Source organism: Sphingobium sp. L-44, assembly GCF_056859495.1.
Genome location: NZ_JBSXOQ010000081.1, coordinates 1 through 22,174 on the forward strand (window position 1 = coordinate 1; position 22,174 = coordinate 22,174).

Sequence of the window (22,174 nt, forward strand, 5' to 3'; positions counted from 1 at the left end):
ACCTGATCGAGAACTTTTTCTGCAAACTCAAAGAGTTCAAACGCATCGCCATGCGCGCCTGCAAAACCGACAGCAGCTTCGAGGCCATCATCTACCTCGCCGCAGCCGTCATCAACTCTCGATGAATCCCCACAGGCCTTAGGTCAATAGGCAGGGGTTCAATCGGCTGACAACGCAATTCGGAGGAGATATTATGCGTAACGCCCTGATGGCCATGGCCGCCCTGTCGCTGGCCATTCCCGTGTCGATGGCCGTTCCCACGGACGGCGCGCAGGCCCGCAAACATTACCGCTACAAGGAATGGCGCGGTCGCGATGGTCGCACCTATTGCCGCAAGTCCAATGGCACGACCGGCCTGATCGTCGGCGGCGTCGGCGGCGCCCTGGTCGGCCGAGCGATCGATACCCGTGGCGACCGCGCCACCGGCACGATCCTGGGCGCTGCCGGTGGCGCGCTGCTCGGCAAGGAAATCGACAGCAAGCGCCGCTGCCGCTGATCCCGTCGTCAAGGACAACGAAAAAGGGCGGCCTCCCGATGGGAAGCCGCCCTTTTTGATGGCCGAGGCCAAATGGCTTAGTTGGTCGCGCCCGAAGCCGCGCCGCGCGCGTCATCGACCTTGAACGACACGGTCTGGCCGCCCGAGACGCCCGAAACCTTGTCACCCTTGACCTGCAGGTTGAAGGCGACGGCGTCGGGGTAACGACGGCCCGAGATCACCTTGCCGGTCTTGGTATCCTTGACGTCATAGACGTAGGTGTAACCTTCGTGGGTGAAGCGCTGCTTGGCGGCGTCCTGCGCATTGGCGGGGGCAGCGACGGCAACGATGGCGCTCAGGGCGCCGGCGACAACAAACTTGGACAGCATTCGCATGGGTGTGCTCCTTGTGAATGCCCTCAAACACCTCTTGGACATTCTGTTCTGTTGCCGCCCATATGTTGCAGCGCAAAAACTCATACAATCGCAAAAAAGGGCGTTCCAGTTGCGCGAAACGCAATCGAGACGCTCTCGTTTTTCTAAGCCTTTGACAAGGCGACGATATGCTCGAACTGCTGCGGCGTCAGCGGCGCGACGGAAAGGCGCGATTGCCGCAACATCACCATGTCGGCCAATGCCGGGTCCGCCTTCATCGTCTTCAGCGTCACCGGGCGATCCAGTTTCTTGTGCGGCGCAACATGTACCGCGATCCACTTGCCGGTCTCGTCGGTGCTGTCCGGCGCCGCTTCCTCGACAATCTCCATGATGCCGACCGCCTCGACGCCGATATTACTGTGATAGAAGAAGGCCAGGTCGCCCTTGCGCATCGCCTTCATGTGCAGTTGGGCCGCGTGGTTGCGCACCCCGTCCCATTCCGCCTTCCCCTTCTTGACCAGGTCGGCATAGGAAAAGACGTCGGGTTCCGATTTCATCAGCCAGTAGTTCATGCCGCATCCTTGCATCAGGCGCCAAGGACGATCAAGGATGGGAACCATCGCGGCTGATCGCTATATCATCCGCAAGCCAAATCGATCTGGAGAATATACGTGTCGCAATCCGTGCTGGACCAGGTGCCCGTCCTGTCCATGGCAGAGATGAGCAAGGGCGATTTCGCCGCCGCCTTCGGTGGTTCCTTCCAACGCTTCGGCTTCGCCATGGTCAAGGACCATGGCATGGACCAGGCGCTGGTCGACAAGGGATGGGCGCTGGCCCGCGAATTTTTCGCCCAGCCAGTCGAAATGAAGCGCGCCTATGATGCCAAGTTCAATGGCGGCCAGCGCGGCTACACCGCTTTCGGCGTCGAGATCGCCAAGGGCGCGAGCGAGAATGACCTCAAGGAATTCTGGCATGTCGGCCGCGACCTTGCGCCCGGCGATCCGCTCGCCGAAACCATGCCACCCAATGTCTGGCCGACCGAAATGCCGGCGTTCCGCGACGTGTTCGCGCCGCTCTATGCCGAGTTCGACCGGGTCGGCGCTGAATTGCTGTCGGCGATCGCCCTGTATCTCGGCCTGCCCGAACGCTGGTTCGACGGCCCGATCAAGGACGGCAACTCGATCCTGCGCCTGCTCCATTACCCGCCGGTGTCGCCCGAGGCGCCGGGCATCCGCGCCGGCGCGCATGAGGATATCAATCTCATCACTCTGTTGCTGGGTGCCGAGGAAGGCGGGCTGGAGTTGAAGGATCGCGACGGCAACTGGCTGCCGGTCGTGCCGCCGCCGGGCGCGCTCGCGATCAATGTCGGCGACATGCTGCAGCGGCTGACCAATCATGTGCTGCCCTCGACCAGCCACCGCGTCGTCAATCCGCCGCCGGAACGGCGCGGCCATTCGCGCTATTCCATGCCCTTCTTCCTGCATCTGCGCCCGGACTTCATGATCGATGCGCTGCCGCAATGCGTGACGCCGGACAATCCGCGCCGCGAGGAACCGATCAGTGCACATGACTATCTGACCGAGCGGCTGATCGAGATCGGCCTGATCAAGAAGGCATAAGAGCCTGTTTGAGAAAGTCGGTACCGGCCCGCTCCCCCGCCCAGCCACCCGATCCAGTGTCATCCTGTCGGGTGGTTGGGCGGGGGAGCGGGCTGGCACCGTAACGAAAAATCACTCTTTCGCGATTTCTCAAACAGGCCCTACGAAAAGGCCCGCCGCTGCATCCGGCAGCGGCGGGCCTTTCATTCCCAGCGCAAGCAGCGCTTATTTCCGGCCGCGGCCCAGGGTAATGCCGATTTCCTCGCCCCGTTCGCTCAGCGCCAGCTTGACGATCTTCACCTCGACATGGCGGACCTTGTCGTCCTGCAGGAAGATGGTTTCGATGATATGATCGGCCACCCCCTCGATCAGGGTGAAGTGCAGCCCCTCGGGCAGCGCGGTCGACGCGGCATGCTTGAGGTCCATGTAGTTTTTCGACTCGCTGAGCGGCGTATCGGGATCATAATGGTCCGCGATCCGCAGCTTGGCCCGGATCGAGATGCGCAGCGGCTGGGGCAGATGCGTCTCTTCCGAATAGATGCCGGTCAATACGTCGACGTGCAGGTTGTTGACCTCCAGCGTCAGATAATCGTCAAAAATGCTGTCCATAGCTCGCCATGTCCGGTCGCGCGAAGGGCGCGGGTCCAGTTTGATCTTTCCTTTTGCGGCATGGACGCTATAGGCCCGCCGCTTCCGGCGCGGTCCATGCGCCATTGATGGCGGATCGGCAAGACATGTCAGCAATTCTTCCCCTCGACAGCCAGCCCGCCGACGCGGTCGAGGGCCTGCTGGACGCCGCCTTCGGTCCCGACCGGCACGGCCGCACCGCCTATCTGATCCGTGGCGGCATGCCCTGGCTGCCTGCCCTCTCCTTTGCGGTGCTCGATGAAAAGGACGCCCTGATCGGATCGCTACAGAGCTGGCCGGTGGCGCTAACCCACGAGGATGGCAGCCAAATGCCGCTGATCATGGTCGGCCCGGTCGCGGTTGCGCCAGCACATCAGAAGGGCGGCCACGGCCGCGCGATGATGGATGCAGTGGTCGCCGCCGCCCGCGCCCAGACCTGCGAACCGCTGATGATGATCGGCGATCCGGAATATTATGGCCGCTTCTGGGGCTTCACCGCCGACGGCACCGCCGGCTGGGATTGCCCCGGCCCGTTCGAGCCCCGGCGCCTGCTCGCCTTGTCGGTCGATGGCCGCCCGGTCGGCGGAACCGGCATGCTGTCGCCGCGAATCACCGTTACCGCCTGACCCGACCGAAAGACCTTTGCCAAGCGGGCCGGCCGCTCCTATCTGCTTTTCATGCCGATGGAGCCCCTGCCCGACCTCGCCGACCTGTCGCTCGCCGACATTGCCCGCCTTGCCGCCGAAAAGCGCCTGCCGCCGGTCGAGAAATGGAATCCCGACCATTGCGGCGACAGCGAGATGCGGATCGCGCGCGACGGCACTTGGTTCCATCAGGGATCGCCGATCGGGCGCGAAGCGATGGTGCGGCTCTTTTCCACCATATTGCGGCGTGAGGGCGACGGCTCTTATGTGCTCGTCACCCCGGTCGAGAAGCTGAGCATCGCGGTCGAGGATGCTCCCTTCGTTGCGGTCGAACTCAAGAGCGAGGGCGAAGGCGCCAGCCGCAAGCTCGCCTTCCGGCTCAACACCGGCGAACTGGTGCCGGTCGGCCCCGACCACGCGCTGACCCTGCGCGAGAAGGATGATGGTCCCCATCCCTATCTCCACGTCCGTGCCGGGCTCGACGCGCTGATCGTGCGCAGCGTCTATTATGAACTGATGAACCTGGCCCTGGATGAAGAAGGCGAGCGGGTCGGCCTGTGGAGCGAAGGCCGCTTCTTTCCGTTGGACGGCGCGGCATGACGCTGGCCGAGCGGCTGCGCGCCGCACTGATCGACGGGCATAGCCGCGACATCCAGTTGCTTCCGTCCGAAACCCGCGATCCGCGCATCGTCGGCGACATGGCGCTGGCCCCCGCCGCGGTGCTGGTCGCGATCACCGACCGGGCCAATCCCGGCCTGATCCTGACCCAGCGTTCGGAAAAGCTGCGCAAGCATGCGGGGCAAGTCGCCTTTCCCGGCGGCCGGGTCGATCCGGACGATGTCGACGAGATTGCCGGCGCCCTGCGCGAGGCACGGGAGGAGATCGCCCTGCCCTCCGACAGGGTCGACATCATCGGCACCTCCGATCGCTATCACACCTTCACCGGCTTCGACATCGTCCCGGTGCTGGGCGTCATCCCGCCCGACCTGCCGCTGCGCGCCCAGCCGGGCGAAGTGGCCGACTGGTTCGAACTGCCGCTTGACTATGCGCTCGATCCGGCCAATCGGGTGCGCCGCAGCCTGATGTTCGAAGGCATCGAGCGGCAATATTATGAAATCGACTGGCAGGGCCGCCGCATCTGGGGCGTGACCGCTGCCATCCTCGCCAATCTTTCCCGCAGGCTCGGCCATGACCCGCATTCTTCCTGACGCCCCCTGGCGCCACCGCTCAGGCCTTTCCGGCCTTCTCGCCGCGCTCGACGCCGACCAGGGCCGTGCCCGCTATGTCGGTGGCGCGGTGCGCGACGGGCTGCTTGGCCTGCCGGTCAATGATCTCGACATCGCCACCAGCCTGATGCCGCAGGATGTGGTCGATCGGCTGAAGGCGGCCGGGATCAAGGCGGTGCCGACCGGGATCGAGCATGGCACGATCACCGCCGTGTTGCCCGACGGGCCGGTCGAGATCACCACGCTGCGCCGCGACGTCAGCACCGACGGCCGCCGCGCCACCATCGCCTATACCGACGACTGGCAGCAGGATGCCGCTCGTCGCGACTTCACCTTCAACGCCCTCTATGCCGATCCGTTGACCGGCGCGATTAGCGACTATTTCGGCGGCGTGGCCGATCTCGACGCCCGGCACCTGCGCTTCATCGGCGATGCCAGCGCCCGGATCGCCGAGGATCATCTGCGCATCCTGCGCTATTTCCGCTTCCTGGCCCGCTATGGTGACAACGAAGTTGACGCATCGGCTTATGATGCCTGCGTCGCCGCGGCCAACAGCCTGATGGCCCTGTCGCGCGAGCGGATCGCCGACGAACTGCTCAAATTGCTGGTGGTGAATGATCCCGTGCCGGCGCTGCGCCTGATGGTGGACGGCGGCATCTGGCTGCCGGTTCTGCCCGAAATCACGCACGAAGGCATCGACCGACTGGCGAAACTGATCGCGCGGGAGAATGAGGCGAGCATGGCACCATCGGCGCTGCGCCGATTGGCCGCGCTGGTGCCGGCAGACGCGGCGCTGGCGGACCAGATCGGCGCACGGCTGAAACTCTCCAACAAGGCGCGCAAGCGGCTGATCACCGCGCTCGAAACCGCCTCCGCACCCGAAGGCCCGCGCGCGCTGGCGCACCGGGTCGGCGTGGAAGGCGCGATCGACCGCATCCTGCTCGATCCCGCAGCGTCCCTGTCGGCACTGGTCCCGCTCGACGGCTGGACGCCGCCCAGCCTGCCGATCGGCGGCGGCGCGCTGATCGCGCGCGGCCTCCAGCCCGGCCCGGACGTCGCCCGTGCCTTGCAGGAAGTGCAGAAATCATGGGTGGCGGAGGATTTCCCCGACGCCGACCGGGTCGGCGAAATCGCCGATCAGATCGTCTCGAAATTCCAGCGCACGCGCCAATAGTCGAAGGCATCGGCTTCGCTCATCGGGCGGGCGAAATAATAGCCCTGCCCCTGCCAGCAGCCCATCTTCTGCAGCATGTCGGCCAGTTCCTGGGTTTCTATACCCTCGGCCGTGACCCGCAGGTTGAGCGATTCCGCCAGTGACAATATGGTGCGGACGATCACGGCTTTATCGTGATCTTCCAGCATGTTGGATACGAAACTTCGATCGATTTTTAGGATGTCGATCGGCAGGCTGTGCAGGCTCGCCAGGTTGGAGAAGCCGGTACCGAAATCGTCCATCGCGATCGGCATCTGCAGATCCTTGAGCGCGAACAGCAATTTGCGCGCCTTGTCCGGATCGGCGATGATCGCGCTTTCGGTCAGTTCGGCGGTCAGGCGATGGCCGCCAATGCCCGAATAGCGCAGCGCTTCCTCGAACATCGATGCGACATCGTCGCGCGCCATCTGGATCGGCGACAGGTTGACGTTGACGCCGACCGGCAGGGCCTGGCCGAATTTCGCGTCCCAGCGGCTCAGCGCCTGCGCCGCTTCATAGGCGGCCCAGCGACCGAGCGGGGTGATGAGACCGCTCTCTTCCGCGACCGGCACGAACTCCACCGGCGAGACATGGCCCAGTTCCGGGTCATCCCAACGCGCCAGCGCCTCGAAACCGGTAATTTCGCCGGTCTGGAGATGGATCAGCGGCTGATAGGCCAGGGTCAGCCCGCCATGGGCCAGCGCATCACGCAGTCGGCTCTCGATCGAGAAGCGGCGCTGCGCTTCCTTGAGCACGCCATTGCGGTAAATCTCGACTTTGCCGGTGCGCTTGGCGATCTTGACCGCCGCCTGCGCCTTGCGGACGACATCGTCCGGATCATCCTCCAGATGCGTCGACAGGGCGCAGCCGATCGCGCAATCGACGCGGATCTGCAGGTCGGACAGGCGGATCGGCGAACTCAGCGCCTCCCTGATCCTCTGAACAATCTGAAGAGAGTCAGACAAGCCATTGTTCAAGCGTGCGAAAATGGCAAAATCATTGCCGCCGATACGGGCCAGCACATCGCCCTGGCGCAGGCAGGATTTGAGCCGCTTGGCGACCGTGATCAGCAGTTCATCACCTGCCATCGGACCCAGCGATTCATTCACCCGGCTGAAGCGGCTGAGGTCGATCGCGATAATGCCGAACTGGGCATTGCCCGGCCAGCTGCCATTGGCGAGCCGATCGTCAATCTCCTCGCCGAAGCCGGTGCGGTTGGGCAGCGCGGTCAGGCCGTCGGAGAGCAACTCGCGCCGCAAATTCTTCTCCATCGTCCGCTCGCTGGTGCGATCGATCGCGGTGAAGAGAAATTGTTCGGTGCGCGCGCCGGTGGCCCGCAGCCGTCCGAGCGTGCAGAGAAAATATTCAGGGCCAAGCTTGCCATCGCGGCGAATTTCGAAACTTTCCGAATCGCGATCCGACTGGGCGAAACCAGTGACGCGCGCGCGCCATTCGGCCGATGCCTGGGCCGTTGCGGCCGTACGTTCGCGATGTTCCCGGAACGCCTTGAGGAACGGCTCATTCGCCTCGACAATGTTTATAGCATTGTTTTCACACGATAAAATCGCCGCAGCCTGCGACAGGGCGGTGAGCCATTCGCTCGCTCCGATCATGTGCGGCAGATGCGTGTCATCACCCCCGGGCAAGGGGAGGCCACTGGTCTGTTCAGGGGGCCAGCTACGCACCGACATGGCTTTCATGCCTCTGCCTTATCCGCCAAGGGTAAATATTCGGGAAACGAACATCTGCCGATGGTGCTGAATTTGCGTCAGAACTTGTTGTCGCGCGGGAAGCCTGTCGGTGGCATGCGACCGGCGGCGCCGCGTGCGACCCGCCATGGCGTCATGTCCGCCTCGGTCCGGGTCCGGCCGGTCTCGCCGCCCATAGCCCAGCTGATCCCGTCGCTCAGGCGGAAAGCGATCGCGTCGGACAGGCCGCCGTCCCGATAGCGCTGCATCTGCACACCCTGCCCGCGCGCCATCTTGGGCATTTCGATGATCGAATAGACCAGCAGCTTCCGGTTCTCGCCGATGACGGCAATGCTGTCCGCCTCCGGATCGACCGCATGCACCACAGCAAGCTTCGCGCCCGTGCGGACATTGACCACCTGCTTGCCCTTACGCGTCTCCGCCAGGATATCCGCCACATCGGCAAGGAAGCCGCGTCCGTCGGACGAAGCCAGCAGCAATTGCCCGCCCGTCCTGGCCGGCATCAGCGCGACGATGCCGCCCTGATCGTCCATGTCGACCATCATCCGCACCGGGTCGCCAAAGCCGCGCCCGCCCGGCAACTTGTCCGCCCCCAGCGTGTAGATGCGCCCGCTCGACGTCGCCATCAGCAGCTTGTCGGTGGTATAGGCGTGGAAGGCGAATTGCGGGCCATCGCCTTCCTTGAACTTCAGCGTATCGGCCGCAGCCAGGTCACGATGCCCGCTCATCGCGCGGATCCAGCCGCGTTCGGACAGGATCACCGTCACCGGCTCGCGCTCGATCATTGCCTCCAGCGGGATCTCACGCGCCGGGCCGGCTTCCTCGACCAGCGTGCGGCGCCGGCCGATCACCGTATCGGGGCCATAGCGCTTGCGCAGGTCGGCAATGTCGCGCTTCAGCCGCGTGCGCTGCCGGGCCGGGCTCTCGACCAGCTTTTCCAGCTCCGCCTGTTCCTTGACCAGCTCGGCATGTTCGCGCCGCAGCTCCATTTCCTCCAGCTTGCGCAAGCTGCGCAGCCGCATGTTGAGGATCGCCTCGGCCTGACGATCGGTCAGGCTGAATTCGGCCATCATCACTTCTTTCGGCTCATCCTCGGTGCGGATGATCTCGATCACCCGGTCGAGGTTGAGATAGGCGATGATATAGCCGTCGAGCAGTTCCAGCCGCGCGGCGATCTTCTCCAGCCGGTGCTGCGCCCGGCGGACCAGCACCTCGATCTGGTGCTTGAGCCATTCGACCAGCACCGCGCGCAGCCCCAGCACGCGCGGCGTGTGACTGGCGTCGAGCACGTTGAGGTTGAGCGGAAAACGATTTTCCAGGTCGGTCAGCCGGAACAGGCTGTCCTTGAGGATATCGACCGGGACGTTGCGGCTCTTGGGCACGATGACGATGCGGATCGCCTCGTCGCTCTCGTCGCGCACATCCTCCAGGATCGGCAGCTTCTTGTCGTTGATCAGCGCCGCAATCTGCTCGATCAGCTTGGACTTCTGCACCTGATAGGGGATTTCGGAAATCACCAGCTGCCAAGTACCCCCGGCCAGCTTCTCGATCCCTTCCGCTTCCCAGCTGCCATCCTCGTTGCGGCCGGTGGAGAAGCGGGCACGGGTGCGGAAGGAGCCGCGCCCGGTGCGATAGGCTTCGGAAATGATCGCCTGATTATCGACCAGCACGCCGCCGGTCGGGAAGTCCGGCCCCTTGACGATCTCCATCAGCGCGGCGTCGTCCGCCTCCGGGCTGTCGATCAGCAAGGTGGCGGCATCCAGCAGTTCGCCGACATTGTGCGGCGGGATGCTGGTCGCCATGCCGACCGCGATGCCGCTGGCGCCATTGGCCAGCAGATTGGGGAAGAGGCCGGGAAAAACCTCCGGCTCCTCATCCTCGCCGTTATAGGTCGGACGGAAATCGACCGTGCCTTCGTCAAGGCCCGCCATCAGATCGGCCGCCGCCTGGGTCAACCGCGCCTCTGTATAGCGCATGGCCGCCGCATTATCGCCGTCGATATTGCCGAAATTGCCCTGGCCATCGACCAGCGGGGTGCGCAGCGAGAAATCCTGTGCCAGGCGCACCATCGCGTCATAGACCGACGCGTCGCCATGCGGGTGATATTTACCGATGACATCGCCGACGACGCGGGCGCATTTCTTGTAGCTGGTGGTGTTGCGCGCCGGATTGGCGACCAGAATGTCCGCGTTCGCGCCGCCCGGCTCCATCCGCAACAGCCGCATCGCCCAGAGCAGGCGCCGATGCACCGGCTTCAGCCCATCGCGCAGGTCCGGCAGCGAACGCGCGGTGATGGTGGAGAGCGCATAGACCAGATAGCGCTGCGAGAGCGCCGCGTCGAAAGGATGGTCCTTGATAGCGTCGAACGGGTCGCGAAAATCGGTCATCGGGAGTGGCTTAGCAGGACGGGGGCAAAACGGAAACGGATTTGCTCAATAGCCGCTGACGAGCATGTCCAGCGCGGTGGTGATGACATAATGATGCTGCTCCAGCGACAATAGCGGCTTGCCGATGGAACGCGCCGACACCGCTGCGGAAAATTGCGTCATCATCACCAATTCCTGCCCCTCAACATCGAAGCGCGGATTGAGCCGCGCCATCGGCGTCCCGACCTGCGCGATCGGCACCAACGGCACGACGAAACGGGTGGTAAGATGCGATAATAATTCTGCCTGACAGTCCAGCACATAGGCGCCGTCGGGCAATCGGTGCGCGTGAAAGCGCGCCATCAGAACAACCGATATTTTTCGAGCGGCAGTCCGTATTTCTCGACATAGGCGTTCGACGCCGCGATCCCCTCGGCATTCTCCGCCTGCCATAGCCGACCACGTTCTGCCGCGATCTCCTGGCGCAAGGCATCTTCGCAAGCACGCGACAGGTTGATGCCAAGAGCCTTGGCTTCCTCCACCAAGGCACTGTCGAGCGACAGGTTGGTCGCCTTGCGCGCTCCGATCCGCTCCTGCTTGGTCATACCGGCACTCCTGCATACAACATGCGCATAGATATACGCATGAACGCTCAACGCGGCAAGAAACGCGCGTCCGGATCGGCGGCGATGGCGGAAGCAAACTCGGCGCTGATCCAGTCGCGAAAAGCCTTGATCTTGGGCGTGTTGCGGACATGGGGCGGATAGACCAGCCAGTAGCTGGCAATCTCGCGGACATAGGAGGGCACCGCCTCCACCAGTTGCCCCGCTTCCACCTCTGCCTTCCAGAGGAAATGGTTGAGGATGGCGACACCCTGCCCGGCGATCGCGGCGCGCCCTTCCATCACCTGGCTGTCGAGCGCGATGCCCGGCGGGCCATCGGCCGGGTCGGCCTCAACGCCCATCGCCGCGAACCATTCATGCCACCACATGTCGTCGGGCGAGAGGCGCGGCAGGGCATGGAGCGCCTGCGCATCGGCGATCGGCCCGTGCCGGTCGCGCCAGGCCGGGCTGCACATCGGCACCAGCCGGTTATGGGTCAGCAGCTTCGCCTCCAGCCCCGGCCACTCGCCCTTGCCGCCGCGCACCGCCAGATCGATGCCGTCGCGCGCCAGATCGACCACCGCGTCATCCGCCATGATCCGCACTGCGAGGTTCGGGTGGCGCATCTGGAAAGCCCCGATCCGCGGCGCCAGCCAGAGATGCGCGAAACTGTTGGTACAGCTTATGCTCAGCACCGCCGAATGATCCTGGGTCAGCGCGGCAAAGCCCTGCCGCATCTGGTCGAAGGCGCGGGTCAGGATCGGCGCGATCTCGCGCCCCTTCTCGGTCAGCGCCACCTTGCGCCCGGTTCGCTGGAACAGGCTGATGCCCAGCCGCTCCTCCAACAATTTCACCTGATAGCTGACCGCCGCCTGGGTCATCCCCAGCTCCTGCGCGGCGGCCGTGAAATTTTCCAGCCGCGCGGCGGCCTCGAACACGCGAATGGCGGACAGGGGCGGCAGCGGCGACATGCGCCATTCGATAAGCCAGGCTTATCTATGCTGTCCATGCTTTTGTTGGCGCCAAGCGTGCCGTTCGGGCAGAGACAGCGGTGCCGGCGGCCATCCGCGCCCGGCGATGATCATGGACGGAAGGAACAGTGATGCGCGATCAATATGACGCCCGGCTGTGGAACGACAGCCATGAAGAAATCAGCAAAAGTGCCGACCATTTCCTGCATCGCGTGATGCAGGCATTTCGGGTGCTTCACCGCATCGAATGGAGCGCGCCCTGGGCCGATGAACGCCAATGCAAGCGCCCCTGCCAATCGTGAAAATCCCGGCAAGGGGCAAAACAGGGGTTGCGGTTTCCGGTACAGGCGCCACCTTTAGGCCGTGCCCGAAACCGCTCTTCCCCCTCTGCCCGATCTTCCCGCTCCCCCGCCCGCGCTGCTGACCGGCGCCGCCCTGTTCCTCGATTTCGACGGGACATTGGCGCCGATCGCGGACACGCCCGACGGGGTACATGTTGATGACGATCTGCTCGCCCTGCTGGCGGCGCTGCGGCGCAAGCTGGACGGACGCCTCGCCATCGTCAGCGGCCGGTCGATCGCCACGCTGCGCGATTTCGGCTTTGAGGATTTCCTGCTTGCCGGCACCCACGGCCTTGAATTTGCCGCGCCCGGCGCAGCGCCGGATGCGCCGCCCCGCCTGCCCGCCATAGACGCGGTCGAACGGGCCTTTCATATCTTTGCCGACACCCGTCCCGGCGTGCTGGTCGAACGCAAGTCGATCAGCGTTGGCCTCCATTTCCGTGGCGCCCCCGATTGTGGCGAGGCCGCCGGCCTGCTTGCCCATCAACTTGCAGAGGAACATGGCCTGGCCGTGCAGGCCGGCAAGATGCTGTTCGAACTGCGCCCCGGCGGCGCCGACAAGGGCAGCGCCGTCACCCGCCTGATGCAGCAGGCGCCGATGGCTGGCGGCACGCCGATCTTCATCGGCGACGATGTCACGGACGAGGAAGGTTTCGCCGCCGCCGCGCAATTGGGCGGCCATGGCATATTGGTCGGGCCCGCGCGGCACACGCACGCGGCCTTCGGCTTGGAACAGGTTGCCGCCGTCAGGCATTATCTGGCGCAGGGGGTCGCCGCGATCATCTGACCGGCGGCCACCATTCGCATGAACGAAGGGGGCCGAACATCATCGATACCAGCGACCATATCCTGGCCGGAAACGAGCGTGATCTCGACCTCTGGCCGATCGGAAACTGCCAGGCATCCGCGCTGATCGACCGCGCCGGGCGCATGGTCTGGGCCTGCGTGCCGCGGGTCGACGGCGACCCCGTCTTTTCCGCCCTGCTCGACAACAAGCATTGGGACAGCAAGGAAGCCCGCGGCTTCTGGGCAATCGAGCTGGAAAATTGCGTCGCGGTCGAGCAGCATTATATCCGCAACACGCCGATCCTGGTCACCCGCCAGAGCGACGGCCAAGGCAATGCGATCGAGATTTTCGATTTCTGCCCGCGCCACAAGCATAAGGGGCGCATGTATCGCCCGGTCGCCTTCGCGCGCATCGTGCGCCCCGCCGCCGGCAGCCCGCGCATCCGTGTCCGCCTGCGCCCCACGACAAGCTGGGGCAAGGAAAATGTCCCGATCACCTACGGCTCCAACCATATCCGCATGGTCCTGTCCTACATGGCGATGCGGATATCGACCAATGCACCCATTGGCCTCATTTCCCAGGAAAGCTGGTTCCGGCTGGAATCGGACATGCATTTCTTCATGGGGCCGGACGAGGGGTTTTCCGACGCGCTGCGCCCGGCGATCGAGCGGATGCTGGACGACACCATCCTGGAATGGCAGCTCTGGGTGCGCGGCCTTGCCATCCCGCCCGAATGGCAGGAGGCGGTGATCCGTTCCGCCATCACGCTCAAGCTCTGCCAGCATGAGGAAACCGGCGCGATCGTCGCCGCGCTCACCACCTCCATTCCCGAACATGCCGACAGCGGCCGCAACTGGGACTATCGCTACTGCTGGGTGCGCGACGCCTATTATACGGTCGAGGCGCTGAACCGGCTCGGCGCGCTGGACGTGCTGGAAACCTACCTCGTTTATCTGCGCAACATCGTCGACGGTGCCAAGGGCGGCCATATCCAGCCGCTCTACGATGTGCGCGGCAATGCGACGCTGCATGAATGGGAGGCCGCGCACCTGCCCGGCTATCGCGGCATGGGACCGGTGCGGGTCGGCAATGCCGCCTATGAACAGATCCAGCACGACGCCTATGGTCAGATCGTGCTGTCCTCGGTTCAGGGCTTCATCGACCGGCGGCTGCTGCGCATGGCCGGCCATGCCGATTTCGAGGCACTGGAGGCGGTGGGCGAACGCGCCTGGCAGGTTTATGACCAGCCGGACGCGGGCCTGTGGGAATTGCGCACCCGCGCCCATGTCCACAGCTACAGCGCGGTGATGTGCTGGGCCGCCTGCGATCGTCTGGCCCATGCCGCCACCGCGCTCGACCTGCCCCTGCGCGCCGCCCATTGGGAAAACCGCGCCGAAACCATGCGCGCCCGCATCATCGAATCCGCCTGGCGCGCCGACAGCAAGGCGATCTCCGCCAATTTCGAGGATGACGCGCGCGACGCGTCGCTGCTGCAACTGCTCGACCTGCGCTTCCTGACCGCCGACGATCCGATGTTCACCGGCACGCTCGAAGCACTGGAAAAGGATCTGCGCCGCGGCAACGACATGTTGCGCTACAGCGCGCCGGACGATTTCGGCGAACCGGTGACCGCCTTCAATGTCTGCACCTTCTGGCTGATCGAGGCGCTTCATCGCACCGGCCGGACCGAGGAGGCACGCGAACTGTTCGAGGAGATGCTGTCCCGCCGCACCGCCGCCGGCCTGCTGTCCGAAGATATCGATCCCCATAATGGGGAACTCTGGGGAAATTACCCGCAAACCTATTCGTTGGTCGGCATCATCAACTGCGCCGTCTTGCTGAGCAAACCGTGGAGCGTGATGCGATGAGCCGTCTGATAGTCATTTCCAACCGGGTCAGTCGCCCCAATGGCGCCGCCAACCAGGGCGGGCTTGCCGTGGCACTGGCGCAGGCGCTGCGTGAAAGCCGGGGCATCTGGGTCGGCTGGTCGGGTGGCACCACCGACAATTTCACCGGCCATATCGGCTTTGCCGACGATGACGGGGTGAAGACCGCGACGATCGACCTGGAAGAACAGGATGTCGACGAATATTATAATGGCTATGCCAACAAGACGCTGTGGCCGCTCTTCCATTACCGCATCGACCTGGCCGAATATGCCCGCGATTTCGAGGGCGGATACAACCGCGTCAACCAGCGCTTCGCCGACACTGCCAGCCCGCTGATCGAACCGGAAGACATTATCTGGGTGCAGGATTATCACATGATCCCGCTGGGCCAGATGCTGCGAGACCGGGGCCATCAAAACCGGATGGGCTTCTTCCTGCACATTCCCTGGCCGCCAACCCGCCTGCTGGTCTCGCTGCCCCATCATACCAAGCTGGTCAGCACCCTCTTCGCCTATGACGTCATCGGCTTCCACACCGAGGAATGGCTGGAATCCTTCCGCCATTATGTCGAGCGCGAGATGGGCGGCACCGTGGATGGCGACTTCGTCACCGTCGGCGGTCGCACCATCCAGGCCGTCGCCTGCCCGATCGGCATCAATGCCGAGGAGTTCAAGCAGGCCGCCGCCAGCGACGCGGCGGTGGAGATGCACCGCCAGGTCCGCGCCTCGCTGCAAGATCGCTCGCTGATCGTCGGCGTCGACCGGCTCGACTATAGCAAGGGTCTGGAAGAACGGTTCAACGGCTATGCCCGCTTCCTGAAGGATCATGCCGAACATCATCGCCGGGTCGTGCTGGCGCAGATCGCCCCGCCCTCGCGCGGCGAGGTGGAAAGCTATCAGCAGATCCGCGCCACGCTGGACTCGCTCGCCGGCCGCATCAACGGCGAATATAGCGATGTCGACTGGACCCCGATCCGATACGTCAACCAGGGCTATCCGCGCGACAAGCTGGCCGGCATCTATCGCTCCGCCCGGATCGGGCTGGTGACGCCGCTGCGCGACGGCATGAACCTGGTCGCCAAGGAATATGTCGCGGCCCAGAACCCGGACGATCCCGGCGTCCTGATCCTGTCCCGCTTCGCCGGCGCAGCGATGCAGCTCAAGGACGCGCTGCTCATCAACCCCTATAGCCCCGAAGAGATGTCCGACGCGATCGACCGGGCGCTGGCCATGCCGCTCGACGAGCGCAAGCGGCGCTGGCGGGCCATGATGGACAGCGTCGAGCAGCAGGATATCAGCTGGTGGCGCAGCGCCTTTACCGATCGGCTGGCGGCGACCCGCCAGGAAGAGCCGGAGGCCGAACCGGAACCGGCGACCGAATGATTGAGATCAGGCACCGGTCCCGCTAGGCCGGTGCCATGCATAGCGAAGATGATGACGAACCGCGCGGCCTGTGGGCCGCCATCAGTGCCAAATCCGGCGTGATCATTGGCAGCATCGGCCTGATCGCCTGGCTGGCGCTGATCTGGTTCATGTTCGGCGACGTGCTGTAGCGCGTCCCCTGCGGATTTCCCCTTGCGCCTCGTTGAACCAGCGGCAGACATGATGCCGCTCCGGCTTCGGGAGCGCCAAATGGGGGATGTCCATGCTCGATCGCCGTTCCTTCCTCGGCAGCGCCGCTGCCGCCTCGCTCGCCGCGCCGATCGGCGCGGAAGCGCTGACCAGCGTGCCGCTGCCGGCCGCCGATCTCCATGCGAAGAATGAAGATGCTTATTGGGCGGCGCTGCGCAAACAGTTCCTGATCCCGGCCGATGTCGTGAACCTCAATGTCGGCACCGTCGGCTCCTCGCCGCGCCCGGTATTGAAGGCGATCTTCGACGGGTTCGAGACGACCGAGCAGATGACCCAGGAAGGGTCCGAGGATTATCCGATCTGGGGCTATGGCGCCTGGGACCAGTATCGCAAGCCCTTTGCCGACTTCATGGGCGCGAAGGTCGAGCAGATGGCAATCCTGCGCAACTGCACCGAGGCGAACAGCTACATCGCTAATGGCTTCGACATGAAGCCGGGCGACGAAGTGCTGATATCCGACGAGGAACATGGATCGGGCGAAATGCCCTGGATGCTGCGGTCGCGCCGCTATGGCGTGGTGGTCAAGAAATTCGCCATGCCCAAGCCGCCGAAGAGCGCGGCCGAAATCCTCAACCGCATCAACGACGCGATCACGCCGAAAACCCGGATCATCTTCGTCAGCCATATCAGCACCTCGACCGGCGTGGTGCTGCCGGCCAAGGATATCGCCGCGCTCGCCCGGTCGAAGGGGATCATCTCCGCCTTCGACGGCGCCCATGCGCCCGGCATGATGAAGGTCGACCTCAATGATATCGGCTGCGATCTCTATACCGGGTCGATGCACAAATGGCTGTTCGCGACCAAGGGGACCGGCTTCCTCTATCTGCGCGACAAGAGCGTGATGGACCGGGTGTGGAACACGATCGCGACCGGCGGCTATGACGATCCGACCCGCATGGCCGACCGCTATATGCAGATCGGCTCCTCCTGCATCCCGACCTTGATGGGCCTCAACGCCGCGATCGGTTTCGCCACCAGCATCGGCATGGACCGGATCGAGGCGCGCAACCGCATGCTCGCCGACTATATCCATGCCGAAATGGTGAAGCGCGGCGCGGAGGATTGGACCTCGCCCGATCCGGCGCTGCGCTGCGCGATCACCACCGTCAACGTGCCCCCGGTGCAGCGGATGGAATTGCAGGACTGGCTCTGGAAGAACCACAAGGTCCGGATTCGCGGCGGCAACCCCAGCAAGCTGCGCCTCGCCACCCCCTATTTCCTGAGCAAGGCGGACATCGACCGCGTCCTTGGCCTGTTCGATGACTATCGGAAGATGAAGGGGGCCTAGCGGCTACAATTGCACCCCCGCCTATATTGCTCTATGGGCCACCCCAAGCAGCCCCGGCACCCGCTGATCCTTTCCGATTCGCGTTTGCCGGGGCAAAATCTTTTGTAAGAAAAAGACAGGAACGCGCATGGCCCGTCGCCGCCAGATCTACGAAGGCAAGGCAAAGATCCTTTACGAAGGCCCCGAGCCCGGCACGATCATCCAATATTTCAAGGATGATGCGACCGCCTTCAATGCCCAGAAGAAGGGCACGATTTCGGGCAAGGGCGTGCTCAACAACCGGATTTCCGAGCATATCTTCACCCTGCTCGGCCAGATCGGCGTGCCGACCCACTTCATCCGCCGCCTCAACATGCGCGAACAGCTCGTCCGCCAGGTCGAGATCGTGCCGATCGAGGTCGTGGTGCGCAACGTTGCCGCCGGTTCGCTGTCGAAGAAGCTCGGCATCGAGGAAGGCACCCAGCTGCCCCGCACACTGATCGAATATTGCTACAAGGATGATGCGCTGGGCGACCCGCTGATCTCCGAAGAGCATATCGCCTGCTTCGGCTGGGCCACGCAGGAAGAGATGCACGACATCGCCGACATGGCGATCCGCATCAACGACTTCATGTGCGGCCTGTTCGCCGGCATCGGCATTCGCCTGATCGACTTCAAGCTGGAATTCGGCCGCCTCTATGACGGCGACTACAGCCGCATCATCCTGGCCGACGAGATCAGCCCCGATGGTTGCCGCCTGTGGGACATGGCGACCAACGAGAAGCTGGACAAGGATCGCTTCCGTCGCGACCTCGGCGGCGAAGTCGAAGCCTATCAGGAAGTGGCGCGCCGTCTGGGCCTGCTGCCCGAAGGGCTGGACACCACCGTCCTCGACCTCGACACGCATCGCAAGAAGCGCGAGAAGGACTGATCTACGAAAAGGCCGGCCGCAGCGCCGGCCTTTTTTTATGCGCTTTTGGCGCGCCTGCACCGCTTCCGAAATGCGCTCTTTCGCGCATTTCGAGGCAGCCTCTCAACCGATCAGCGCATCCGCCATCAGCTTGAGCCCCAGCAGCACCATCAGCACATAGATGAGCGTGTAGAAGCGCGCAGCGTCCACCCGCCGGACCAGCCAGACGCCGGCGAAGGTCGAGACCACCGCCACCGGCACCAGCAGCGCCGTCGCCATCAGATTGGCGTGGGTGAACTGACCCAGCGCGGCATAGGCCGGCACCTTCATCCAGTTCATGACAGCAAAGGCGACAGCCGTCGTGCCGACCAGCATGTCGCGCGGCAGCTTTTTGGGCAGCACCCACATCTGGAAGGGCGGTGATCCGGCATGGGCGATCTGGCTGGTGAAGCCGCTGGCGATACCGAACAGGGTGCCGACCCAACCCGGCGAACTGGACGGCAGGACGATCGCCCCGCCCCGCTCGACCCAGAGCCGCTGTAACCCGAACAAGGTGGAAATGGCGCCGAGAGCGCCCAGCACTACGGTTTCGGAAACTTGCGCCGCGAACCAGTAGCCCAGCCCGACGCCGATCGCCATGCCGGGCAGCATCACCGCCAGGATATGCCCGTCCCAGCTGCGGCGGAAGGCCCAGACGCTGACCGCGTCCTGCAGGATCAGGATCGGCAGCAGGATCGCCGCGCCGCGCACCGGATCGACTCCCAGCGCCATGATCGGCATCGCCAGCGCCCCGACACCGGCAAAGCCGCCCTTGGCGAGCCCCGATATGATGACGGCGATGATGGCACAGGCGAGATAGAGAAGGTCGGGACTCATGCCCCAGCCTTATAAGCAGTTGCCCGCAAAGAGAATAAGCGGGGCGACCTGGGCCGCCCCGCCCGTGACATTCAGTTCCGTTCGCGTCCCAGATTGGGCAGGAAGGCGGTGAGCAGGCCGATCGCCGGCAGGAAGGCGCAGACACGGAACACCATCTCGATGCTGCTATGGTCGGCCAGCCAGCCCAGCCCGGCCGCGCCCAGCCCGCCCATGCCGAAGGAGAAGCCGAAGAACAGACCGGAGATCATCCCGACCTTGCCGGGCACCAGCTCCTGCGCGAAGACGACGATCGCGGGAAAGGCAGAGGCAAGGATCAGCCCGATGATGACGGTCAGCGGCCCGCTCCAGAACAGCCCGGCATAGGGCAGCGCCAGGGTGAAGGGCAGCGCCCCCAGGATCGAGAACCAGATCACATATTTGCGCCCGAACCGGTCGCCCAGCGGCCCGCCCGCGACCGTGCCGACCGCCACCGCGGCCAGGAAGGCGAACAGATGGAGCTGCGCATTCTGCACCGACAGGTCGAACCGCTGGATCAGGTAGAAGGTGTAATAGCTCGTCAGGCTGGCGAGATAGACATATTTGGAGAAGATCAGCGCCAGCAGGATCGCAATCCCCCGCGCCGCCTGCCCACGCGGCAGTTCGATATGCAGCGCGCCAGCACCACCGACCTGCAACCGGCTGAGGCCATGATGGCGATACCAGTTGGCGACATTCCACAGCACCGCGCCCGACAGCAGCGCCAGCAGCGCGAAGAAGGCCAGGCTCGACTGGCCCCAGCGCACCACGACCAGCGCCGCCGCCAGCGGCCCCAGCGCCTGCCCCGCATTGCCGCCGACCTGGAACAGCGACTGGGCCAAACCATGGCGACCGCCCGCCGCCATCCGCGCCACGCGCGAGGATTCGGGATGGAAGACCGAGGAACCGACGCCCAGCATCGCCGCGCCGACCAGCACCAGCCCATAGCTGTGCGCGATCGACAGCACGGTCAGGCCCGCCAGCGAGAAGAGCGTGCCGCCCGGCAACGCCATCGGCGTCGGTCGCTTGTCGGCATAGAGGCCGATCATCGGCTGCAGGATCGACGCGGTAATCTGATAGACCAGGGTCACCATGCCGATCTGGCCGAAGCTCAGATGTAGCTCGCTCTTGAGACCCGGATAGATGGCGGGAAGCAGCGACTGCATCATGTCGTTGAGCAGATGGCAGAAGCTGATCGCCACAATCACGCCAAATGCCGTGCCGCCCGCTGCCAATTGTGCGCCTGCCTTTTCTATCCTTATCTCTTTCATTGTCGGTTCCTTTCTGAGGCCGGACCGATTAGCGCTTCCCTTCCCGTCCCGCTTCCGCATATGGGTCAATCTCTTTTGCGATCGGGACAATGATGGACCAGCGCCACCCCGACGATCATGAGCATGTGCCCCGGCCCGTGGTCGGCATCGGCAATGATTATCCGCCCTCCTTCGAACTGGCCGAGCATCAGCATCGCCGCGGGCAATTGCTCTATGCGGCGTCCGGCGTGGTCGCGGTGAGCACGCCGCAGGGCGCCTGGGTCGCCCCACCCGAGCGGGCCGTCTGGATTCCGGGCGGCACGCCCCATGCGGTGCGAATGGTCGGCGCGGTGCAGACGCGCAGCGTGCTGGTCGATCAGGCCGTCTATCCCGGCCTGGCCCGGTCCTGCCGGGTGCTCGGCGTGTCACCGCTGCTGCGCCAGTTGCTGGTGGAGGCTGCCCATGTTCCGGTCGAATATGCGGAAGCGGCGCGCGATGGTCTCGTCATGCGGTTGCTAGTGGCGGAGATCGAGCGGGCGCCTCTGATCCCGCTCGCCGTGCCCTTCCCACGCCATGCCGCGCTTGCGGCGCGCTGCCACGCCTTTGTCGAACAGCCACAGGCCCATGTGACGATCGACCAATGGGCTGGCGCGCTGGCGATGAACCGGCGTCGCTTCACCCGGCTGTTCCGGCAGGAAACGGGGATGAGCTTCGCGCAATGGCGGCAACAGGCCTGCCTGTCGGCCGCCCTGCCCCGGCTAGCGGCGGGCGAACCGATCACGACGATCGCGCTGGACCTGGGCTATGACGGGCCGGCCAATTTCTCGACCATGTTCAAGCGGGCGCTGGGCGTCTCGCCCAGCCGCTATCGCCCCTAAAGGATCAGGCGGACTTGGCGCGATAGCCGACCAGCAAGCCGAAGCAGAAGGTCGCGAACAGCGCCAGCTGAACCCGCCCATGCGGGTCGTCATAGCCCACAATCTGCTGCCCCCAGGCAAAAAGCCCCACAAACATTGCCAGTGCCAGACCGGACATGCCCCATATCCCTGTAAAAAACTCGGCGATCAGATTATCCTCAGCTTCCTAAGAAAGTCATAATCTCTTGCCTGCGCGCCGCGCCGCGCCTAGGGGGAGCGGCAAAGTTCATCCCCCCGCATCGGCGGGCGGCATGCCAAGGAGTTTGCACCTCATGAAAGCCCGCATCTTCGTCACTCTCAAGGGCGGCGTCCTCGATCCGCAGGGCCGTGCGATCCATCACGCGCTCGAAGGCCTGGGCTTTGGCGGCGTCAACGACGTGCGCGCCGGCAAGCTCATCGAGCTGGACCTGGCCGATGGCACCAGCGACGAGGATATCGACGCCATGTGCCGCAAGCTGCTGGCCAACACGGTCATCGAAAATTATCGCATCGAAAAGGTGGCCTGAG

26 protein-coding genes and 1 pseudogene are annotated in these 22,174 nt (G+C 64.4%); 15 read left to right on the forward strand and 12 right to left on the reverse strand.

Features of this window, described 5'->3' with window-relative positions; translation table 11 throughout:
* Together AC13EK_RS09605 and AC13EK_RS09610 are read left to right on the forward strand one after the other, a co-directional pair.
* Positions 1-125 (forward strand): annotated as a pseudogene (locus tag AC13EK_RS09605) (IS5/IS1182 family transposase); the annotation flags it as partial.
* Positions 126-193: 68 nt separating this feature from the next.
* The gene (locus AC13EK_RS09610) at positions 194-496 is read left to right on the forward strand and encodes a glycine zipper 2TM domain-containing protein (protein ID WP_010337759.1); all 303 of its coding nucleotides are present in this window, start codon (positions 194-196) and stop codon (positions 494-496) included.
* A gap of 77 nt (positions 497-573) precedes the next feature.
* On the opposite strand, the gene AC13EK_RS09615 is transcribed toward AC13EK_RS09610, so the two are convergent.
* The gene (locus AC13EK_RS09615) at positions 574-864 is read right to left on the reverse strand and encodes a hypothetical protein (RefSeq protein WP_010337758.1); all 291 of its coding nucleotides are present in this window, start codon (positions 862-864) and stop codon (positions 574-576) included.
* Positions 865-1,013: 149 nt separating this feature from the next.
* On the reverse strand, positions 1,014-1,421 hold the full coding sequence (locus AC13EK_RS09620; RefSeq protein WP_004207335.1) for an EVE domain-containing protein: 408 nt from the start codon (positions 1,419-1,421) through the stop codon (positions 1,014-1,016).
* Between the two features lie 99 nt (positions 1,422-1,520).
* Between AC13EK_RS09620 and AC13EK_RS09625 the strand changes: the two genes are divergently transcribed.
* A complete protein-coding gene (locus AC13EK_RS09625; protein WP_004207336.1) occupies positions 1,521-2,468 on the forward strand; it encodes an isopenicillin N synthase family dioxygenase in 948 nt (315 codons plus the stop codon).
* Between the two features lie 204 nt (positions 2,469-2,672).
* Here AC13EK_RS09625 and AC13EK_RS09630 read toward each other — a convergent pair whose 3' ends face one another.
* Positions 2,673-3,056: a dihydroneopterin aldolase gene (locus tag AC13EK_RS09630; protein ID WP_004207337.1), complete on the reverse strand. Its 384-nt coding sequence runs from the start codon at positions 3,054-3,056 to the stop codon at positions 2,673-2,675.
* 125 nt (positions 3,057-3,181) lie between these two features.
* Between AC13EK_RS09630 and AC13EK_RS09635 the strand changes: the two genes are divergently transcribed.
* From AC13EK_RS09635 to AC13EK_RS09650, 4 genes are read left to right on the forward strand one after another with little or no spacing between them, the layout of a single operon-like run.
* Positions 3,182-3,700: a GNAT family N-acetyltransferase gene (locus AC13EK_RS09635; protein ID WP_069338272.1), complete on the forward strand. Its 519-nt coding sequence runs from the start codon at positions 3,182-3,184 to the stop codon at positions 3,698-3,700.
* Between the two features lie 51 nt (positions 3,701-3,751).
* Entirely contained in the window at positions 3,752-4,318 is a 567-nt protein-coding gene (locus tag AC13EK_RS09640; RefSeq protein WP_069338270.1) for a DUF1285 domain-containing protein, read from the forward strand.
* On the forward strand, positions 4,315-4,926 hold the full coding sequence (locus tag AC13EK_RS09645; RefSeq protein ID WP_069338269.1) for a CoA pyrophosphatase: 612 nt from the start codon (positions 4,315-4,317) through the stop codon (positions 4,924-4,926). The genes AC13EK_RS09640 and AC13EK_RS09645 overlap by 4 nt, the downstream gene beginning before the upstream one ends.
* On the forward strand, positions 4,907-6,118 hold the full coding sequence (locus tag AC13EK_RS09650) for a CCA tRNA nucleotidyltransferase (RefSeq protein ID WP_069338268.1): 1,212 nt from the start codon (positions 4,907-4,909) through the stop codon (positions 6,116-6,118). Before AC13EK_RS09645 ends, AC13EK_RS09650 begins: the two co-directional genes overlap by 20 nt.
* On the opposite strand, the gene AC13EK_RS09655 is transcribed toward AC13EK_RS09650, so the two are convergent.
* The 6 genes from AC13EK_RS09655 to AC13EK_RS09680 all read right to left on the reverse strand — a co-directional run bounded on the left by AC13EK_RS09655 (position 6,082) and on the right by AC13EK_RS09680 (position 12,062).
* A complete protein-coding gene (locus AC13EK_RS09655; RefSeq protein WP_069338267.1) occupies positions 6,082-7,836 on the reverse strand; it encodes a putative bifunctional diguanylate cyclase/phosphodiesterase in 1,755 nt (584 codons plus the stop codon). The genes AC13EK_RS09650 and AC13EK_RS09655 overlap by 37 nt on opposite strands.
* A 68-nt stretch (positions 7,837-7,904) precedes the next feature.
* Positions 7,905-10,232 carry a DNA topoisomerase IV subunit A gene (gene parC / locus AC13EK_RS09660; RefSeq protein WP_069338266.1) on the reverse strand — a complete coding sequence of 776 codons (2,328 nt, stop codon included), beginning with the start codon at positions 10,230-10,232 and terminating at the stop codon, positions 7,905-7,907.
* A 45-nt stretch (positions 10,233-10,277) separates the two neighbouring features.
* Complete coding sequence (locus AC13EK_RS09665; RefSeq protein WP_069338265.1) at positions 10,278-10,574, reverse strand: CcdB family protein; 297 nt, start codon at positions 10,572-10,574, stop codon at positions 10,278-10,280.
* Positions 10,574-10,816, reverse strand: a complete 243-nt coding sequence (locus tag AC13EK_RS09670) for a type II toxin-antitoxin system CcdA family antitoxin (RefSeq protein WP_048939136.1) — start codon at positions 10,814-10,816, stop codon at positions 10,574-10,576. The genes AC13EK_RS09665 and AC13EK_RS09670 overlap by 1 nt, the downstream gene beginning before the upstream one ends.
* Before the next feature lie 47 nt (positions 10,817-10,863).
* The gene (locus AC13EK_RS09675) at positions 10,864-11,784 is read right to left on the reverse strand and encodes a LysR substrate-binding domain-containing protein (protein WP_170828746.1); all 921 of its coding nucleotides are present in this window, start codon (positions 11,782-11,784) and stop codon (positions 10,864-10,866) included.
* 110 nt (positions 11,785-11,894) lie between these two features.
* Positions 11,895-12,062, reverse strand: coding sequence for a hypothetical protein (locus AC13EK_RS09680; RefSeq protein WP_164546042.1), 168 nt, complete (start codon positions 12,060-12,062; stop codon positions 11,895-11,897).
* A gap of 85 nt (positions 12,063-12,147) precedes the next feature.
* Between AC13EK_RS09680 and otsB the strand changes: the two genes are divergently transcribed.
* The 6 genes from otsB to purC all read left to right on the forward strand — a co-directional run bounded on the left by otsB (position 12,148) and on the right by purC (position 18,630).
* The gene (gene otsB, locus AC13EK_RS09685; RefSeq protein ID WP_069338264.1) at positions 12,148-12,912 is read left to right on the forward strand and encodes a trehalose-phosphatase; all 765 of its coding nucleotides are present in this window, start codon (positions 12,148-12,150) and stop codon (positions 12,910-12,912) included.
* Positions 12,913-13,010: 98 nt separating this feature from the next.
* Entirely contained in the window at positions 13,011-14,780 is a 1,770-nt protein-coding gene (locus AC13EK_RS09690) for a glycoside hydrolase family 15 protein (RefSeq protein WP_268801849.1), read from the forward strand.
* Complete coding sequence (gene otsA, locus AC13EK_RS09695; protein ID WP_004207349.1) at positions 14,777-16,183, forward strand: alpha,alpha-trehalose-phosphate synthase (UDP-forming); 1,407 nt, start codon at positions 14,777-14,779, stop codon at positions 16,181-16,183. Before AC13EK_RS09690 ends, otsA begins: the two co-directional genes overlap by 4 nt.
* 35 nt (positions 16,184-16,218) lie before the next feature.
* The gene (locus AC13EK_RS09700) at positions 16,219-16,353 is read left to right on the forward strand and encodes a hypothetical protein (protein ID WP_004207350.1); all 135 of its coding nucleotides are present in this window, start codon (positions 16,219-16,221) and stop codon (positions 16,351-16,353) included.
* A gap of 92 nt (positions 16,354-16,445) precedes the next feature.
* Positions 16,446-17,720: an aminotransferase class V-fold PLP-dependent enzyme gene (locus tag AC13EK_RS09705; protein ID WP_277788358.1), complete on the forward strand. Its 1,275-nt coding sequence runs from the start codon at positions 16,446-16,448 to the stop codon at positions 17,718-17,720.
* A gap of 127 nt (positions 17,721-17,847) precedes the next feature.
* The gene (gene purC, locus AC13EK_RS09710) at positions 17,848-18,630 is read left to right on the forward strand and encodes a phosphoribosylaminoimidazolesuccinocarboxamide synthase (protein ID WP_004207352.1); all 783 of its coding nucleotides are present in this window, start codon (positions 17,848-17,850) and stop codon (positions 18,628-18,630) included.
* Between the two features lie 102 nt (positions 18,631-18,732).
* Here the strand turns inward: purC and AC13EK_RS09715 are convergent, their stop codons facing one another.
* Both AC13EK_RS09715 and AC13EK_RS09720 read right to left on the reverse strand, forming a co-directional pair.
* Positions 18,733-19,485: a sulfite exporter TauE/SafE family protein gene (locus AC13EK_RS09715; protein WP_069338261.1), complete on the reverse strand. Its 753-nt coding sequence runs from the start codon at positions 19,483-19,485 to the stop codon at positions 18,733-18,735.
* Positions 19,486-19,556: 71 nt separating this feature from the next.
* Positions 19,557-20,771, reverse strand: a complete 1,215-nt coding sequence (locus AC13EK_RS09720; RefSeq protein WP_069338260.1) for an MFS transporter — start codon at positions 20,769-20,771, stop codon at positions 19,557-19,559.
* A gap of 92 nt (positions 20,772-20,863) precedes the next feature.
* On the opposite strand from AC13EK_RS09720, the gene AC13EK_RS09725 reads away from it, so the two are divergent.
* Positions 20,864-21,628, forward strand: coding sequence for an AraC family transcriptional regulator (locus AC13EK_RS09725; RefSeq protein WP_338329095.1), 765 nt, complete (start codon positions 20,864-20,866; stop codon positions 21,626-21,628).
* A gap of 4 nt (positions 21,629-21,632) precedes the next feature.
* Here the strand turns inward: AC13EK_RS09725 and AC13EK_RS09730 are convergent, their stop codons facing one another.
* On the reverse strand, positions 21,633-21,785 hold the full coding sequence (locus tag AC13EK_RS09730; RefSeq protein WP_004207357.1) for a hypothetical protein: 153 nt from the start codon (positions 21,783-21,785) through the stop codon (positions 21,633-21,635).
* A gap of 154 nt (positions 21,786-21,939) precedes the next feature.
* On the opposite strand from AC13EK_RS09730, the gene purS reads away from it, so the two are divergent.
* On the forward strand, positions 21,940-22,173 hold the full coding sequence (gene purS / locus AC13EK_RS09735) for a phosphoribosylformylglycinamidine synthase subunit PurS (protein WP_004207358.1): 234 nt from the start codon (positions 21,940-21,942) through the stop codon (positions 22,171-22,173).
* The last annotated feature ends 1 nt before the right edge of the window (position 22,174 follow it).